At 45.5% G+C, this 16,189-nt stretch carries 11 protein-coding genes; 3 read left to right on the plus strand and 8 right to left on the minus strand.

The window, feature by feature from the left end; genetic code table 11:
* Window positions 1-8 precede the first annotated feature (8 nt).
* Entirely contained in the window at window positions 9-1,610 is a 1,602-nt protein-coding gene (locus tag R3D00_24030) for an FAD-dependent oxidoreductase (protein ID MEZ4776265.1), read from the plus strand.
* Window positions 1,611-1,613: 3 nt separating this feature from the next.
* Here the strand turns inward: R3D00_24030 and R3D00_24035 are convergent, their stop codons facing one another.
* The 5 genes from R3D00_24035 to R3D00_24055 all read right to left on the minus strand — a co-directional run bounded on the left by R3D00_24035 (window position 1,614) and on the right by R3D00_24055 (window position 8,559).
* Window positions 1,614-2,213 (minus strand): c-type cytochrome, encoded by a 600-nt coding sequence (locus R3D00_24035; GenBank protein ID MEZ4776266.1) that lies wholly within the window; start codon window positions 2,211-2,213, stop codon window positions 1,614-1,616.
* A 471-nt stretch (window positions 2,214-2,684) separates the two neighbouring features.
* Window positions 2,685-4,727, minus strand: a complete 2,043-nt coding sequence (locus tag R3D00_24040) for a dynamin family protein (protein ID MEZ4776267.1) — start codon at window positions 4,725-4,727, stop codon at window positions 2,685-2,687.
* A gap of 18 nt (window positions 4,728-4,745) precedes the next feature.
* A complete protein-coding gene (locus tag R3D00_24045; GenBank protein ID MEZ4776268.1) occupies window positions 4,746-5,570 on the minus strand; it encodes a hypothetical protein in 825 nt (274 codons plus the stop codon).
* Between the two features lie 359 nt (window positions 5,571-5,929).
* Window positions 5,930-6,253: a PD-(D/E)XK nuclease family transposase gene (locus R3D00_24050; GenBank protein ID MEZ4776269.1), complete on the minus strand. Its 324-nt coding sequence runs from the start codon at window positions 6,251-6,253 to the stop codon at window positions 5,930-5,932.
* Window positions 6,254-6,273: 20 nt separating this feature from the next.
* On the minus strand, window positions 6,274-8,559 hold the full coding sequence (locus R3D00_24055; GenBank protein MEZ4776270.1) for a DUF5916 domain-containing protein: 2,286 nt from the start codon (window positions 8,557-8,559) through the stop codon (window positions 6,274-6,276).
* A gap of 167 nt (window positions 8,560-8,726) precedes the next feature.
* On the opposite strand from R3D00_24055, the gene R3D00_24060 reads away from it, so the two are divergent.
* Together R3D00_24060 and R3D00_24065 are read left to right on the plus strand one after the other, a co-directional pair.
* The gene (locus R3D00_24060) at window positions 8,727-9,578 is read left to right on the plus strand and encodes a neutral zinc metallopeptidase (GenBank protein ID MEZ4776271.1); all 852 of its coding nucleotides are present in this window, start codon (window positions 8,727-8,729) and stop codon (window positions 9,576-9,578) included.
* A gap of 153 nt (window positions 9,579-9,731) precedes the next feature.
* Window positions 9,732-11,372 (plus strand): ATP-binding cassette domain-containing protein, encoded by a 1,641-nt coding sequence (locus R3D00_24065; protein MEZ4776272.1) that lies wholly within the window; start codon window positions 9,732-9,734, stop codon window positions 11,370-11,372.
* Here the strand turns inward: R3D00_24065 and R3D00_24070 are convergent.
* From R3D00_24070 to R3D00_24080, 3 genes are all read right to left on the minus strand, one after another.
* Window positions 11,329-12,147: a Hint domain-containing protein gene (locus tag R3D00_24070; GenBank protein MEZ4776273.1), complete on the minus strand. Its 819-nt coding sequence runs from the start codon at window positions 12,145-12,147 to the stop codon at window positions 11,329-11,331. The two genes, R3D00_24065 and R3D00_24070, sit on opposite strands and share 44 nt — an antisense overlap.
* A gap of 68 nt (window positions 12,148-12,215) precedes the next feature.
* On the minus strand, window positions 12,216-12,764 hold the full coding sequence (locus R3D00_24075) for a leucine-rich repeat domain-containing protein (protein ID MEZ4776274.1): 549 nt from the start codon (window positions 12,762-12,764) through the stop codon (window positions 12,216-12,218).
* The gene (locus R3D00_24080) at window positions 12,764-16,123 is read right to left on the minus strand and encodes an endonuclease (protein MEZ4776275.1); all 3,360 of its coding nucleotides are present in this window, start codon (window positions 16,121-16,123) and stop codon (window positions 12,764-12,766) included. The genes R3D00_24075 and R3D00_24080 overlap by 1 nt, the downstream gene beginning before the upstream one ends.
* Window positions 16,124-16,189: the final 66 nt, after the last annotated feature.

Raw genomic sequence — 16,189 nt, forward strand, 5'->3', positions numbered from 1 at the left:
AATTTTACATGAAACCCCTGCTTTTTCTCGCTGCTTTTTTACTGGCCTTTGGCTGCCAGAAGCCCGGTACCTATGACCTTGTTATTTACGGGGGAACCTCCGCCGGCGTTTCTGCTGCGATTCAGGCCAAACGAATGGGCAAATCGGTAGTCATCGTTTGTCCCGAAACGCACCTCGGCGGTCTTACCGCGGGCGGACTGGGTTTTACCGACTCCGGCGATAAAAACGCGGTTGGAGGTTTTGCCCGCGAATATTACCGGCGCCTCAAAGTCCATTACGACAAGCCCGAAGCCTGGCGCCAGCAAAAACCCGAAGAATACAGCCGCTACCGCGCCGACGAAGATGCCATGTGGGTATTTGAACCCCATGTAGCCGAAGCGGCATTTGAGGCGTTGATTCGGGAGAATGATATTCCTGTTTTTCGCGACCACTGGCTTGACCGGGAAAACGGAGTAAAAAAAGAAGGAGAAAAAATCGTTTCCATTACCATGCTGAATGGCAGTACCTGGACAGGAAAAATATTTATGGATGCTACTTATGAAGGCGACCTGATGGCCGCTGCGGGCGTATCCTACACCGTAGGCAGGGAAGCCAATGCCACCTACGGCGAAACGCTCAACGGCATCCAGAAAGCGAATACCCTCAAACACCAGTTTGACTTTCCGGTGAGCCCTTATATCATCCCTGAGGATAGCACCAGCGGCCTTCTGCCGCGTATTCACGGTGGCGACCCCGGCGAAGATGGGCAGGGCGACCAGCGCCTTCAGGCTTACAATTACCGTATGTGTCTTACCACAGCAACGGAAAACCAGATTCCTTTCCCCAAACCTGCCAACTACGACCCGATGCAGTACGAACTATTGGGAAGATATCTGGACAAAGGCTGGCGGCAGGTGTTTCAAAAATTTGACGCGGCGCCCAACCGCAAGACAGACACCAACAACCACGGGGCGTTTTCGACCGACAATATCGGCATGAACTACGATTACCCCGAAGCTACCTACGAACGCAGAAAAGAAATCCTGAAAGAACACGAAGACTATCAGAAAGGGCTGATGTGGTACCTCGCCTACGATCCCCGCGTGCCCGAAGATGTGCGTGCGGAAATGAGCCAGTGGGGCCTCGCAAAAGACGAATTTACCGACAATGGCCACTGGCCGCACCAGATCTATGTGCGCGAAGCGCGGCGGATGGTGAGCGATTTTGTCATGACCGAACTTCACCTCAAAAAGGAGATTCCAACCCCCAAACCCATCGGCATGGGGTCGTACAATATGGACTCCCACAACGCCCAGCGGTATGTGGATGAAAACGGATTTGCCCGAAACGAAGGCGATATTCAGGTAAGTCCGGGTGGGCCGTACCCGGTGAGTTATGAAGCCATTATCCCACAAAAATCCGAAGCGACCAATCTGCTCGTACCCGTCTGCCTTTCTTCCTCACATATCGCCTACGGCTCGATACGCATGGAGCCGGTATTTATGATCCTGGGGCAGTCGGCAGCGACGGCAGCCAGTTTGGCGATTGACGGCAACACGAGCGTTCAGGATGTGGATTACAATCAGCTTAAGGCCCGTCTGGAGGCCGACGGGCAGGTGCTTGGATTGTAGCTGTTACATATCGTCGGGAGCAATAGGGGCCGGCACGAGATTACTGACAGGCTTCAGGCTTTTGAGGTACGCAAAGACCGCTGTAATATCGCTGTCTTCCATGTTTTTATAGTTTTGCCAGGGCATGGGCGGCAGGAGCATCCGTCCGGTTTCCTGGCCTTTGTACCGGCCCTGGGTAAGCGCGATTTTAAACTGACTTTCGGTCCAGTTGCCGATCCCGGTTTCATCGGGGGTGAGGTTTCCGGCAAAAGAGATACCCCATGGCCCTGCGCCAGCGGTCAGGTCGGGATAAAACATGGCATAACCGGCTTTGATGAGGCTGTCTTTAAAGGCGATGATGGGGCGGTCGGCAGGAAAACCCGAGAGCATTAATTCGGGGATGATTTCGGGGCCGTTGGGGCCCATTCTTTTGGGCGAATGGCAGTCATTGCAGCCCATGATACCGACCAGGTATTCGCCACGACTGACGAGCGCTTCGGGGGTTGTGGATGCGGAATGAGCATTCCCCTCCTCATGGCCTGACTTGCCATTCGTACAGGCGGTGAGATAAAAACCAGCAAACAGGAGGAGCATAGTCCAAAGGAGAAATTTGTTAGTTTCCATTTACGTAAAATATTCGCTTGTGAGTATTGTTGGTGAATCAGGAGGGAAATATATGTAAAATCTTCTTTTGTGCCTTATTGGCCAATGTGTTTTTCCCTGATTCAAGCTTAATCCACGAGAGACACGAAGGTTTCCGGAAGGACAGTAAAATGCGTTTTACTGGAGAATCTTTCCCGATTATTTTTTTGAGTCTGTTGGGCGATATAGGCAGAAAGCCCATGCAGACAGTCTTTGCCAATCCTTCTCGACTCTAAAATCAAGCGGTTTTACTCGCTTGACGATGTCTTTGTCAATTTCAAATATTGCTATGGATTAGTTTTTGTTATTTGATCGAACGGTCGCATCTACGCATACTGCCGCCCTGCGTTGGGTTTGAGGGTTGGCTTTGGGCGGCAGTTGGCGTAGATGCTTTGTTCGTGGCTGTCCTTCTTTTATTTAATTTGCTCATTTTAAACTTTTTATACTGAGGGGTCAATTTTGAGAGATTAATCCTGCAAGTTCAAAGGTGAAATCGTTTAGAGTAGTTTCTACTTTTTTTAAACTTCTTTCATGGCTATCCAATTCGTCCATTTTTGCCTTAACATGGGCATGTCCTTTCCTTTTTTCTTGGATAGCAAACTCAACTTGTTTTCTCAATGAATTTATTTCGCTCTCCAATGATTTTTTTATTGGGCGCATATATTCTTCTATTCTCTCTATGACCTTATCAGTCATTTCCTTTGCTTGTTGGTCTTTGCCTTCAATAAGTTTTTCCTGTACGAGTTGACCAACTTTGATTTTCAAATCATCTGTTGCTTTGCTTGACTTCATAAGATAATGAAAAAAACTACCGCTTAAAATCAAGCCTAAAAGCACAAATGGATTTAGAATACCAAGAAGCATCGCTGTAAAGACTAAACCAAGTTGCATCATAATTTGCTTCAACAATGATTTATCAAAACCGACTGCACCTCCAAAAATTGCTGCACCAATATCTCCGACTAAAAGACCAAGAACTGCTGCGCCTGCTCTTTCTCCAATAGAAATTTCTCTTATGCCGACATTATTTGTGTTAAGGCTTAAAATATCAGTCTTAATGTCTGCCAGTTCGACATGGAAGTTTTGATAATCCTTTTGGAATTCATTCATCATGTCACGGACATGATTTTCAAGCATTAGATTAAACGTTTGTTCTGCCCAAACCTCCTGTTCAGACATGATTTTGCTTTGGAGTTTGTCTAAGGTTTCTTGTATGATTTTCTTTGACGAGTCTCTTGGACTCCAAAAACTGATTTCATTTTGCAAATTAATTTCTTTTGTCCAATATGGTACTCTATGAGCGATACTCTCGAAATGATTAGAAACCACTGTGTTTATGCTCGGTCGTAGTCGTTTAATTCTTTCATTGATTCGATTTACTATTACTTCCTTGTCATGTTCAAGTTTTTCGAGACGAGGCTGTAATTCGGCATATTTTCTTTCTAATTCAACCAAATCGGTATTGAAAAGTCTTTTTAAGAATGGAATTCGTTCATCTAATCCAAGCCGTACAGCCCCAATACATTCTTTTGATATTGCCAAAAGTTTGATTTTGCCTTTATCTTTTGTTAAAAACTTGGATAGAGAATTGTCAAGCCTGAGAATGCCTGAATCGTCTAACAACAAACGGTCGTCGTTCAATCGTGCATGCAAGGCTTGCGACGCTGAAATAAAATGAATACCGTCTTCTAAAAGAGTTTTTCCTTTCAATCTACCTCTAATAAAATTCTTCATTCTATCTCTGTCTTTATCAGAAATAAGGTCAATTTTGTTGCAGACAAAAAAGATATACTCATGTCCGCTTTTCCTAATAATGTTATCTACAAAAGCGATTTCATTTTGTTGTGGACCGGGATTAGAATTCACAACAAATAAGACAGCATCAACTTTATTGAAATAATTTAGAACTACTTGTGTTCTTGAATTATCATCTTCCAACCCTGGTGAATCAATAATTTCAACGCCACGCTCACAAAGTTCGATTGGCCAGAAAATTTCTACTTTTTCAACTGGCGTTTCAACTTGCGAACCTTCTTGTACCACTTCTGGATTAGCAATTACTACATAATCATTTAATTCACGGATTGGAATTTCAATCGGAGGAATATCTACCGAGTGTTTGCTAATATATTTTTGAGCCTTATCAGAAACAAGGTTCGCATAGTTTTGTGGCAACGGGTTTTTGAAGTGAACGACAGCCTTTTTCTCCTTTGAATACTTTACCTCATTAACGACAGCAGTACAAGGTAAAATATCTGTTGGTAAGACATCGCTGCCCAGTAAAGCATTGATAAAAGTGCTTTTCCCTGTATTATAGTTGCCAATAACCATTACTTTAAATGTGTCATTAGTAATCTTGCCAAGACTTACAGAAACAACAGAGGTTTCTGTTTCCATTTGGAGATACTCAAATGATTCCAGCGATTCTTCTAAAAGTGAAGAAAGGTTTTGTTTCCAAGTCAAATACTGGTTAAAATCGCCATTTTGTGCAGTCATTTTATTTTTATTTAGAAGTTACAAAATTGGAATTTGACCATTCCAGTTCTTAGAACCTAATGACCAAAGTTTTTCAAATCCTTGAAAATAAAAATCAAATTCATTTTTATTTTTCTTGTCATCAAATGAATACCTTAATGTCATATCAGTATAAAGAGAGAATGAAAGTGAATGTTTTTCTATCAAAACTGACTTTGATGCTTTGCTTTCTAAAAGTGCAATACTTAGACTTGGAAACCAATTTGTAGTTTTAACCTCTATTTTGCTTCCTTTTTTGGGCAAATTTTGCAGTTCTTTTACAAATTCATATTCTTCAACAAAAGAAGTTAATGCCATGTGCGGCTTCTGTGAATGCGCTTGAAGTTTATCCCTTAAAGTGACATCATGTAAGTCCAATAAAAGGTATTTCAATTGAATTGAACCATGTCGAATCAAGTCAGTAATTTCTTTGTAGTTAGTATCAGTAAAAAAGCCTCGATGCCCAAAACTTGCGACACTTAATTTATCGTAAGTTTTTAAATTGATAACCTGTAAGGTTGATTTGCTTTTCTTGGGTAAGTCATCTTTTAACTGTACAGTTTTTTTCAATTCCTTGCGTAGTTCTTCTATCAAGCCTAAAATTGATTGGGCAACCTTAGCCTCATGTGTGTGTTCCGTGCTACTTATCTCATATTTTTTATTGTTATTAAAGTTGAATCCGACTAATCGTATCCATTCTTTATATTCTTTGTCGTCAATTGTGGTGGCTAAGGCTTGTACTTCATCTACCGCCTTTTGTAGCCGTCCATTTGCAACAAAGTCGCAAATTTCATCAAGTTTCTTTTGGAGTATTTTTTTATTCATATTTTATTTTTATTGATTGTTCTGTTTGTTTTTTTGATTGCCACCAACATCCGTATATACGCTACCATAGCGTTTATTTCCCTTCCCCTCCCCCAATCTCCAAAAAATCCTCCATTCCTCCAAATATTTTCAGCCGAAGTACCAAATATTTGTCCCACCATCTCAGATACTAAAGTCTTTTCCCAAAACGTACACTTTTCCTGCTTTTACAGGTAGTTCGGTAAGTTTGTGTTGGTAGCGGAAGATAAAGGTGGAGTTGGTAGTCTTTTAAAGTTTTTCAATTTCTTCGCGGGAAAGGCCGGTTGATTTCATGATAACATCAATAGAAACATGGTTCTTCTTTAGTTCAACGGCTACGGCTATTTTCCCTTTCTCCAGGCCTTCCATAAGCCCTTCTGAGATGTGTCAACCACATTCTTCAAGTCCCGATAATATTTTAAACTCTCCTGGTAAGCCTCTTTTTCTTCAGGCGTAAATCGTGCGATCTCTGCGGCTTCAAATAATTTACCAAAGACTTTTTCCTGCAAAGATTTGGGGCGGTTATTAGACTTGTTCTGGTGTAAGTGATTGATAGTCAAAAGTAGTAACTTGTAGGAAAAAGAGAAAATGGGTATATCATATACGTCGATACGAAGTGAACGGCAATGGCGATTGAGCACAGTTGCTTTCGTAAAAGTATCCAAAGCTGCCGTTTTGCACGAATCTATATATTCAACCAGTAAGTCAACTTCGCCACAATCGCCCGGTTTCGCACACTAAACTGGCTGAAAGGGTCGGTGAGGTAATTGTCTGTAAAAACAATAAAAAAGTCTGACACAGGCTGAAACCGCCACTGAAAACGGGCATTGATATTGACGTTGTTGAGCTGACTGTTGTACTGAATGAAGGTGGTAAAGAACAGTGCCTTCGTAAAAGTAATGTCAATCCTGGGGCCAAAAAGCCAGAGATTGGCAGTTTTAAAAGGTGCCGCAAGGTCAATGTGGTTGTAGTTGTAGTTCAACGAAATGGACCCGTAAGGCTGATAGCGGAAGGTAAATCCCCCACCCATTCCGGCCCTCGTTCCGTTAAAAAATTGTCCGTAAACCGGGCGCACCTGGAAGGAGAATCTTTTCCGGCTGTCAGATGCATAGTTTCCGGAAATGCTGGAATAGGTATAAGAAGTCCCTGCCTGTAAAAAGACCGAGTCAGCCTGCACTCTGGTCGGATCAAAATCGCCCAGCAGAAAAACATAACTATTGGTCAATTGTATCTGGCCACGGGTATTGTTGGTAAACTCGAGATTCCATGTAGCGGTATAATCCTGGTCGGAAAGTCCCCAGGCAGGCAGCAGGGTGTTGCCGTCGCTGCCCGGCTTTAATATCGCCCGGTAATCCAGCCCTATACTGTGGGTATTGAGAATTTTTCCGGAGGGATAAAAATAAAACTGGGCTTCCGGACTCATCATCAGAATATCGTGCCGGGGTACATAGCCCATTTCCGCATCAAATCCATTTCCGACAAAAACGTGAGACCACTCCAGCCTGTAGCGTCTTTTGAGATATTCCAACTGTATTCCCTGTGAATATTTATCCTTTTCTTCTGATTCGGTAAATGCATGGTGGTAAAAGAGTTTTCCTTTCCAGCGGTTGTTTGCCGAACCAATACGATATTCCATCCCCGCCACACGGTTAAAACTATTGAATTCGCCGTTGTACCCGCTACTGTGAATGGCCTGCTTGTTGGCAAAAATAAAGGAGAGATTTGACCGGCTGAAAACACGCTGCTGAAGGGTCGCTACCGTATAATTAAATCCGGGCAGTCCGTTTTCCTGCTCACTGGCAGTCTGCATATTCAACACACCCACCCGCAGATTGTCATTGAGTTTTCCACTGAGTCTTGCCCCATAGAGGATCGGGTTTTGGATATTCTGTCCGGTAGCGGTATCCCGTGCTACGCCAATCCGGCGCGAAAAGAAAGGATTTACCCGACTTTGGCCAAACGCACTAAACAAGTCTGCATTCTCCAGAAAAAACTGCCTTCTTTCGGGGAAAAATATTTCAAACCGGTCGAGGTTAGTCACCTGCTGATCTACTTCTACCTGTGAAAAGTCGGGGTTAACCGTAAGGTCGAGGTTCAATGCACTCGTCAGGGCGATTTTTGCATCTCCCCCTAAGCCGCTGAGCAAATTCGGCTTTTGTTGTCCGGTATTTTCATAATCCCGGGTAGCGCCTCCGGTAAGATAAGGGATGATCGAAATATTTTTACCAGGTTTTGCGAGCGGCTCTTCAAACACCATTTCCCGCATAAAACCCAGGTCCATGATGATCTGATTGCGGGGAATAAGCACCCAGCTGGTGATTTCATTAAAATCTGTATCAACCCGGTAGCTATTAAAGCGCCATCGGTCGTTTCCCTCTTTAAACCGCAGTGTTTTAAAGGGAATGGCCATTTCCGCGATCCAGTAGTTTCCGTGAATTTTTGCTTCGCCAAACCACTTGTTGTCCCAGGAGTCGGCAAAATCGTCAAAATCTCGTCCTCCATTTGAAATCAACGCCTCCCGCATAATGCCGAAGGCATTCATCCCGAACAGAAAAGCATTGGTACGGTCTCCATAGGTATCAAACAGAATGCTGACATTATCACTGCCAGTAAAAGAATAATCTCGTCTGAGGGACTGGGTAATATAGTGATCGTCAAAGCTGATACATTTCACCCCGACATATAGAAACTCATCGTCATAAGTCATGTAAATTTCTGTCTGCCCTTTCGCTTTGAGGGTATCTGCCGGAAAATGTTGCCAGAACTGTTGTGCGGGATTTCCCCTAAACCAGTCGGGTTCATCCAGTTCGCCGTCAAGCGTGATTTTAGCGGTCGTGCGGCGAATAAAAATATCCGTATCACGGATTTCAGACGGCAAATCCTTTACGGGTCCGATCTCCGGATCATGTTGCCCAAACAGACAGACAAAAGCCCAAAGGCATAAAAATGTGAGAGAAATACCTGCTTTCATATAAAGAACAAAAGTAAAGAAAAAAGTGACCTTTCAATCCTGTGCGCATCCTTACTGAAACCCTTTGCCCGATACACTCATAAAACCGGAAGAGATTTAAGCAGATACCGGAAAAAAGTTATATTAGGGCTGTGAAAGAGAATGTCTAACTTAAACTAATTAATATTATGCGCTGGCAAGGAAGACAAGGTAGTTCCAATGTAGAGGACCGTCGCGGCGGCGGTGGAGGAGGAAGACGTGCGGGGGCAAGCTTTGGTATTGGAACCATTATCGTGATCATTATCGCCCTGTTGTTTGGAGAAAATCCTTTACAAGTGCTTCAGCAGGTGCAGTCCGGGAGTCCACAGGAAACAACCGCTTCTCAGGGTACGCCCAATGACGAACTCGGACAGTTTGTAGCTGTAGTGCTTAAAGAGACCGAAGATGTTTGGGACAAGCTGTTTCAGGAGCAGCTCAACCGCAGATATACCCACCCTACCCTTGTGCTTTTCAGTAGTGCTACCCAGTCGGGTTGTGGTTATGCCAGTGAGGCAACAGGCCCATTTTACTGTCCTGCCGATGAGAAGCTGTACATTGACCTGAGTTTTTACAACGAGTTAAAAAACCGTTTTGGCGCACCCGGAGACTTCGCAATGGCGTATGTGGTTGCGCACGAAGTGGCGCACCACGTCCAGAATCTATTGGGTATCACCGACCAGATGAATGCACAGCGTCGCCGTATCAGCCAGGCTGACTACAATGAACTTTCGGTCAGACTGGAGCTTCAGGCAGATTTTTTTGCGGGAGTTTGGGCGCGGTATGTGCAGGAGAAAAATCTGCTGGAAGCGGGAGATGTGGAGGAAGCGCTGCGCGCTGCCAATGCCATCGGCGATGACCGACTGCAGATGCAGGCACAGGGATATGTGGTACCCGAGTCATTTACGCATGGCACTTCGGAGCAGCGGATGCGGTGGTTTCGCAAAGGATTTGAAACAGGTGATCTATCTCAGGGAGATACCTTCTCGGCCAGGAATCTGTAGGGTCTATCTCAGGGAATAAAAGCCCCGTATCTTTGCGACCTGTCAGGCTGGCGCTGGCTGACCTGACAGGTCGCATCATTTTCACATCCCTCCTTTTTTCCAATTCTTTTTCGTACCTTTGCGGCACATTTCTAATATCTATCTTCAAAAAACATGATTACAGTCAGCAATCTGGGCTTGCAATACGGTAAAAGAATTCTATTTGATGAAGCCAACCTGAAATTTACCCGTGGCAACTGCTACGGGGTTATCGGTGCAAATGGGGCCGGCAAATCTACCTTTATGAAAATTCTTTCCGGAGAAATTTCTCCCTCCAGAGGTACGGTTTCCATCGAGCCTGGAAACCGTATGGCTGTCCTTAAACAAAATCACTTCGAATTTGAAGAAGAACAGGTACTGGAAACCGTCATCATGGGTCATAAAGAAATGTATGATATCATGGTGGAAAAAAACGCCATCTACATGGACCCCGATGCCACAGAAGAAGACGGCCTTCGCGCTGCTGAGCTGGAAACCAAATTTGGGGAAATGGGCGGATGGACCTCCGACAGCGATGCGGCAGAGTTACTGAGCCTTCTCGGTATCACCGAAGACCTCCACTACCGCCAGGTCAAAGAGCTGAGCGGATCTCAAAAGGTAAAAGTACTCCTCGCCCAGGCACTGTTTGGCAATCCAGACATCCTTCTCCTCGATGAGCCTACCAATGACCTCGACGCTGAAAGCATTACCTGGCTCGCTGACTTTCTCGCTGACTTCAAAAATACCGTCATCGTCGTTTCTCACGACCGGTATTTCCTCGATATGGTCTGTACCCATGTGGCAGATATCGACTTCGGTAAAATTCGTATCTCTACCGGCAACTACTCCTTCTGGTATGAGTCCAGCCAGCTGATGGCCAGACAGTTGTCTGATAAAAACAAAAAAGTTGACCAGAAACGTAAAGAACTCATCGAGTTTATCCAGCGTTTCAGTGCCAATGCCTCCAAATCACGCCAGGCTACCAGCCGTAAAAAAGCACTTGAAAAACTCGATCTCGAGGAAATCAGGCCATCCAGCCGCCGCTATCCCTTCATCAATTTTGAAATGGGACGCGAACCAGGTGGTCAAATCCTCAACGTCGAGAATCTCAGCAAACGCAATCAAAACGGAGAGATTCTTTTCGGGAATGTCAACTTTTCGGTCAATAGCGGTGATAAAATCGCGATCATTTCCCGTAAACCTGCTGCAATAACAGCCTTCTTCGATGTACTGGCTGGTAAAACTCAACCTGACACCGGCAAAGCGGAATTTGGTCAGACCATTACCTATGATTACCTCCCCAACGATAATGAGGAGTTTTTCTCCAATGAAAATAACCTCAACCTGGTTGACTGGCTATGGCAATTCTCCAAAAGCGAAGAAAATGACGAGCAGTTTATCCGTGGTTTTCTGGGAAGAATGCTTTTCTCCGGTGAAGAGGTCTTCAAAAAATCAAGTGTTCTCTCCGGTGGTGAAAAAGTGCGCTGTATGATGGCGAAAATGATGCTGAGTTTTCCCAACTTCCTGATCATGGACGAGCCCACCAACCACCTCGACCTCGAATCTATTACTGCACTAAACCGCGCACTGGAAGATTATAAAGGAAATCTCGTCTTCACCTCCCATGACCATACCCTGGTGCAGACTATTGCCAACCGCATCATCGAGATTACGCCCAATGGCATCATCGATAGTCTATGGAGTTTTGAAGAGTATCTGGCTTCCGAAAAAATCAGGGAGCAACGGGATGCGCTGTATGCAGGTGTTGGGGTTTAATGTCTTTCAGCGTACTGCCGATCAGTATTCCATTTGCCCAATAGATCCCGGTTTTGCCTTCGGGCAGGATATCCATCGTCTCCCGTCCGGTATAAGGTTTCAGGGTTGAGGAAACAATCGCCGATCCGTCAAGGATATCTCCCGGCTTAAGCGAAACAAGTGGTACTCCCCGCATGTCCGGATGTCCCGGTGAAACTGCCAGTGTGCGTCCGTCGGCAAGGGCTATATGCAATAATTGGTGATCCTCGCTGACCTGAACCCGGTTTCTGATCAATACCGGTGCTGCGATTTTTTGTCCGTCTTCATCCATTGTCCAGACCAGATCCCCTTCAGTAAGTTTTTCTATAGCAACTTCTCCTTTGGGCGTAGCAATCGGTGTGGAAGGAGGAAGACAACGACAGGGAAGTTCATATCCGCGAAAATAGCTCCCACTCACAGTTTGCCAGAGTGAAGAACCATCCGTGAAATTTTTCACCCAATGAGGAGATGTGGCATTTCCCACCGGAATACATACCAGCTGAATCGGCCAGGTAAGGGTGTCATTAGGGTCGAGAATTGCTTCCGGGCAATTACTATCTGCAACGACCGTCACACCCATACAATTAGCAAAACATTCATTGACGTAGTTTCGCCCATCTTCCCCACATACAAAATGGTACTCAAATGTGGGACAATCGCACTGCGAAAAGTCGGGAATCATAACAGGATCCATCGCCTGATTACATGCCAGTAAAAGACCTGTAGCCAGCATTGTAAAATACAGTATGTGTTTCATATTCTTTTTTATCACTTGACGGAGAAAATATGAAATCTGCTGCACCACGATAAAAGGAGGTAATTTCCCTACAACCAAAACATAGATAAATTGGGGAAATCTGCCTGGTCTACAGGTGGTTCGCTGAATATATTTTCCGCCAGATCGAGCTTCATCAGGCCTTTTAATTCGGAAAAGCCTGTCGGAAGCGCTGTGAGTTGATTTGTCCGAAGGTACAACTCTCTCAGATTCACCAGCTTTGTGATGGATGCAGGCAATGTGGGCAATAGGTTATTTCTCACTTCCAGCATCCGGAGTGATTGTAATTCGCCGATTGAATCTGGTAAAGCAGTCAGTTGATTGTCTCTTACCATCAAAACCCGAAGGTGTTTGAGCGTTCCGATGCTTTCGGGCAGCGAGGTGAGCTTATTGCCCCCCAGTTCCAGTACCCGCAGATTTTCGAGCCGGGCGATCGACTCCGGAAGCACCTCCAGTTGATTATCTGTCAGCCCCAGTACAGTAAGATGTTTTGCGGCAAGTAGCAGCTCTGGTAAATCAACAAGCCCCAGCCCCGTAAGGTGCAGGGCTGAGAGCTTGTTGTTATAAGTTACTTCGATGCGACGGAGCGCTTCTTCCATTATCGTTTGATAACTTTGATCGTTTGCTTTTCGCCTCCGGCAATGACCGTAAGCAGATACATTCCGGGAGCGAGGGAGGTTGTGGAAACGGTTACTTCTGTTTCTCCCTCATCAAAACGGGTTTCAGGGATCAATACCTGAACTTTTTGTCCCATGAGGTTGTACAGTTCAGCATTTACCAGCGTTTCTACTGAAAGATTGAGATTAACGGTAAGTTTATGCTCAAATGGATTGGGCCACGCTCCCACCTGTGGTATCAGGTTCTCCTCTCCGGTAAATACCACTTTTGCGCCACCGGTTCCAAATGTATGATTGCCCAGGAAGCTAAATGTATTGCTGCCATAAGCGTCCCACTCAGAAACTGTATAAGTGGTATTGGGGCTGATGATTTCGGGTTTTCTTACGCGAGTAGTGTTAGCTGCAAAATTGGAACTACCGCCATTAAAAACACCGATAATGTCAATCAATACATTGTTTTTAAACAAACCTATCGGATCATTCCCTGAAAAGTTCATCACACCTCCTGAAACCAACAAGTCTGCAACGGACGTAATCCCCGAAGAAGCAGAAGCGTTGCCTACCACAAATACCTCGCTGTCTGCCAGTGTTCCGCTCAATGTAAGTGTATTTCGCCAGTTACCGGAACCATTAGACTGCCACTTCAGTGAATAAGACGAAAGGTTTACAGCCGCTCCGGTGAAATTGGCGATTTCCAGAGCCCGGTTGCTCTGCGAACCTTCCACATATTCGGAGAAAAACAAATCCGTAGCCGTAACTACAGGTGCTTCGGTTTGTCCGCTGACGACATTGCTGTTTGCACTGTTTCCGCCGGTATTATAGGCAACCACATAATAATAATATGTTGTGAGCAATTGCATGGTATTGTCTGTATAGCTGACTACATCTGCCCCCAGATCTGCGATTTGCCCAAAATTCACATTGTCTGAAGAACGGAAAACCAAATAACCATCTTCATCGGTAAGGTCATCCCACGAAAGACTAAGGTCATTCACAGTAGCTGTAAGCGCCAGATTTGCAGGTGCTGAAGGCGGATTCGGCAGCGAACCATTGACATCGTGGCTGCCCAAAAAGCTGAAGGTATTGCTGGCATAACTGTCCCATTCTGCCGTTGTATAAGTAGCTGACGGACTTGTAACCGTAGGTTTACGAACCAGCGTTACATCTGCGCCAAAGTTGGCACCTGTTCCAAAAGTTCCCACAACATCTATCAATGTGCCATTTTTAAACAAGCCGATCGGGTCATTTCCATTAAAAGTAACAATGGCCGAACCCGTACTCACATCCGCCTGCGCGAGAATCGCTGGGTCAGCAGCACTATTGGCGATTACCCAGACTGCGCCGTGAGCCAATGTACCGCTCAGGGCATAATCATCGGCCCAGACACCGCCGCCATTGGTTTCTTTGCGAAGTACATAGCCGGTCAGGTTAACCGCAGAACCGGTAAAGTTGGCGATTTCGATTGCTTTGTTGAAGGAGGAACCTTCGATGTACTCGGAAATCAGAAGATCCGTTGTATTGCCGCCTGTGCTTTCGGTAGCGCCGCTGACGACATTGCTGTTACCGCTGTTTCCCCCCGCATTGTAGGCCACTACATAATAGTAATAGGTAGTAAGCAACTGAATCGTATTGTCGGTAAATGTATTTTCATCTGTCGCCAGGGAAGCAATCTGTGAAAATGAGACATTGTCTTCAGACCGGAATACCAGATATCCTTCTTCATCAGTCACATCATCCCAGCTAAGATTCAGGTCAACCGTAGTAGCCAGAAGGGCCAGATTGGCAGGAGCTGCGGGCGGCAGCGGAGTAGAAGGCCCGTTGAAAGTATGTGTACCGAGGTTGCTGAAAGTATTGGTAGGATAGCTATCCCATTCCGCAACCACATAGGTATTCGAAGGACTGCTGATATCCGCTTTTCTTACCAGCGTAACATCCTGTGCAAAAACCGCACTGCTGCCAAAGTTGCCGATCACGTCGATTAGCGTACCATTTTTAAACAATCCCACCACATCATTGCCATTGAAAGTGACAATCGCAGCGCCTGTACTTACGTCAGCCTGTGCGAGAATTGCCGGGTCAGCGGAACTGTGAGCAATTACCCAGACTTCTCCCTGGGCGAGTGTTCCGGTAAGCGCATAATCGTCACCCCAGACACCGCCGCCATTGGTTTCTTTCCGAAGCACATAACCGGCAAGATTCACCGGAGCACCGGTAAAGTTGGCAACCTCCAGGGCTTTATTAAAGGAAGAACCTTCTATATATTCGGAGAGAATCAGATCGGTCGCGTTGCCCCCGCCAGATCCACCACCCGTAGGCGTACCGCTTACAGTTGCTGAGTTGGGGCTGCTGCCTGTGCCGTTGTATGCCACGAGGTAATAATAGTAAGTGGTTCCTGCAGTCAGGCCTGTATTGGTATAGGAAACGGTATTTGCAGAAAGCGTAGTAAACACCGAAAAATTCACATTGTCGGTAGAGCGATACACTTCATACCCTGTCTCGCCAGCAGCGTCTGTCCAGGAAAGCGTAAGGCTTGTTCCACCCGCCGATATTGCCAGATTGGTAGGAGCAGAAGGTGCAGAAGAAGTAACATTCCACGCATCAGATACCCAATCGGGGTGATCGATATAGGGATTGCGGTTGCCCTGATAGGTTTCGACACCATCATTTCGGCTTAGCTCCTTGGAAGAAACCGGATCCTGCAAATGCCACTGAAAAAGGGTATTCAGGTCAGCCACAGAAGTAATCGGGCCTGCCTGGGTCGGGTACATGGTAAAAAAGTAAAATATCGCCCTTGCACAGTCGCCTTTGTGATCTTCACGTGGTTCAAACTGCTGGTTGGCGTATTCGCTGTATTCTTCAATCAGCGAAGCGGGAATCGTCGTCTGACTTACATTATTGCGCATCCATTTGGTCGTAACATTGTCGTCAATCTCTGCAAAAGGATAATTGGAGCGCGTACTGTTCCAGATATCAAGTGCCGGAAACAGATGGTGAATATCCGACTGCATCGGCTCGGCACTGCCAAAAAAGCTCTGAGGAATGGTATGTTCTGCATTGATCGGTGCAGGGTTGGTACCCGTACCACCGTAAGTCCATGGCTGAACAAATCCTCCGTAAACATCCGTGATCGTATTGTTCTGGTTGTCGATGTAATTATACATGTACATCCGGGAAGTAGAATAACCGAGCGTGGTATGAGACCCGTCGTAAAAATTCTGTTTAATCCAGTCCCGGAATGCCTGACCTGTGATGCCGGGAGGGGGCGTTTGGCCAAACAGGTTACCACTCAGCAATACGCCAAACAGTAACCACAAGGTGGTTTGGTAAAGCTTCTTTGTCATGGATAATTTGTTACGCTTTTTAAACTTTGGGATAATAAAACCTTTTTTAATTGCTTATTTTTCAAC

Source organism: Bacteroidia bacterium (assembly GCA_041391665.1).
Classification (GTDB): Bacteria; Bacteroidota; Bacteroidia; order J057; family J057; genus JAGQVA01.

Bases quoted from the DNA above. Each gene is read 5' to 3' on its own strand.
- R3D00_24060 (MEZ4776271.1), top strand. From the start codon at position 8,727: ATGCGCTGGCAAGGAAGACAAGGTAGTTCCAATGTAGAGGACCGTCGC.
- R3D00_24040 (MEZ4776267.1), bottom strand. From the start codon at position 4,727: ATGACTGCACAAAATGGCGATTTTAACCAGTATTTGACTTGGAAACAA.
- R3D00_24035 (MEZ4776266.1), bottom strand. From the start codon at position 2,213: ATGGAAACTAACAAATTTCTCCTTTGGACTATGCTCCTCCTGTTTGCT.
- R3D00_24055 (MEZ4776270.1), bottom strand. From the start codon at position 8,559: ATGAAAGCAGGTATTTCTCTCACATTTTTATGCCTTTGGGCTTTTGTC.
- R3D00_24045 (MEZ4776268.1), bottom strand. From the start codon at position 5,570: ATGAATAAAAAAATACTCCAAAAGAAACTTGATGAAATTTGCGACTTT.
- R3D00_24070 (MEZ4776273.1), bottom strand. From the start codon at position 12,147: ATGAAACACATACTGTATTTTACAATGCTGGCTACAGGTCTTTTACTG.
- R3D00_24075 (MEZ4776274.1), bottom strand. From the start codon at position 12,764: ATGGAAGAAGCGCTCCGTCGCATCGAAGTAACTTATAACAACAAGCTC.
- R3D00_24065 (MEZ4776272.1), top strand. From the start codon at position 9,732: ATGATTACAGTCAGCAATCTGGGCTTGCAATACGGTAAAAGAATTCTA.
- R3D00_24030 (MEZ4776265.1), top strand. From the start codon at position 9: ATGAAACCCCTGCTTTTTCTCGCTGCTTTTTTACTGGCCTTTGGCTGC.
- R3D00_24080 (MEZ4776275.1), bottom strand. From the start codon at position 16,123: ATGACAAAGAAGCTTTACCAAACCACCTTGTGGTTACTGTTTGGCGTA.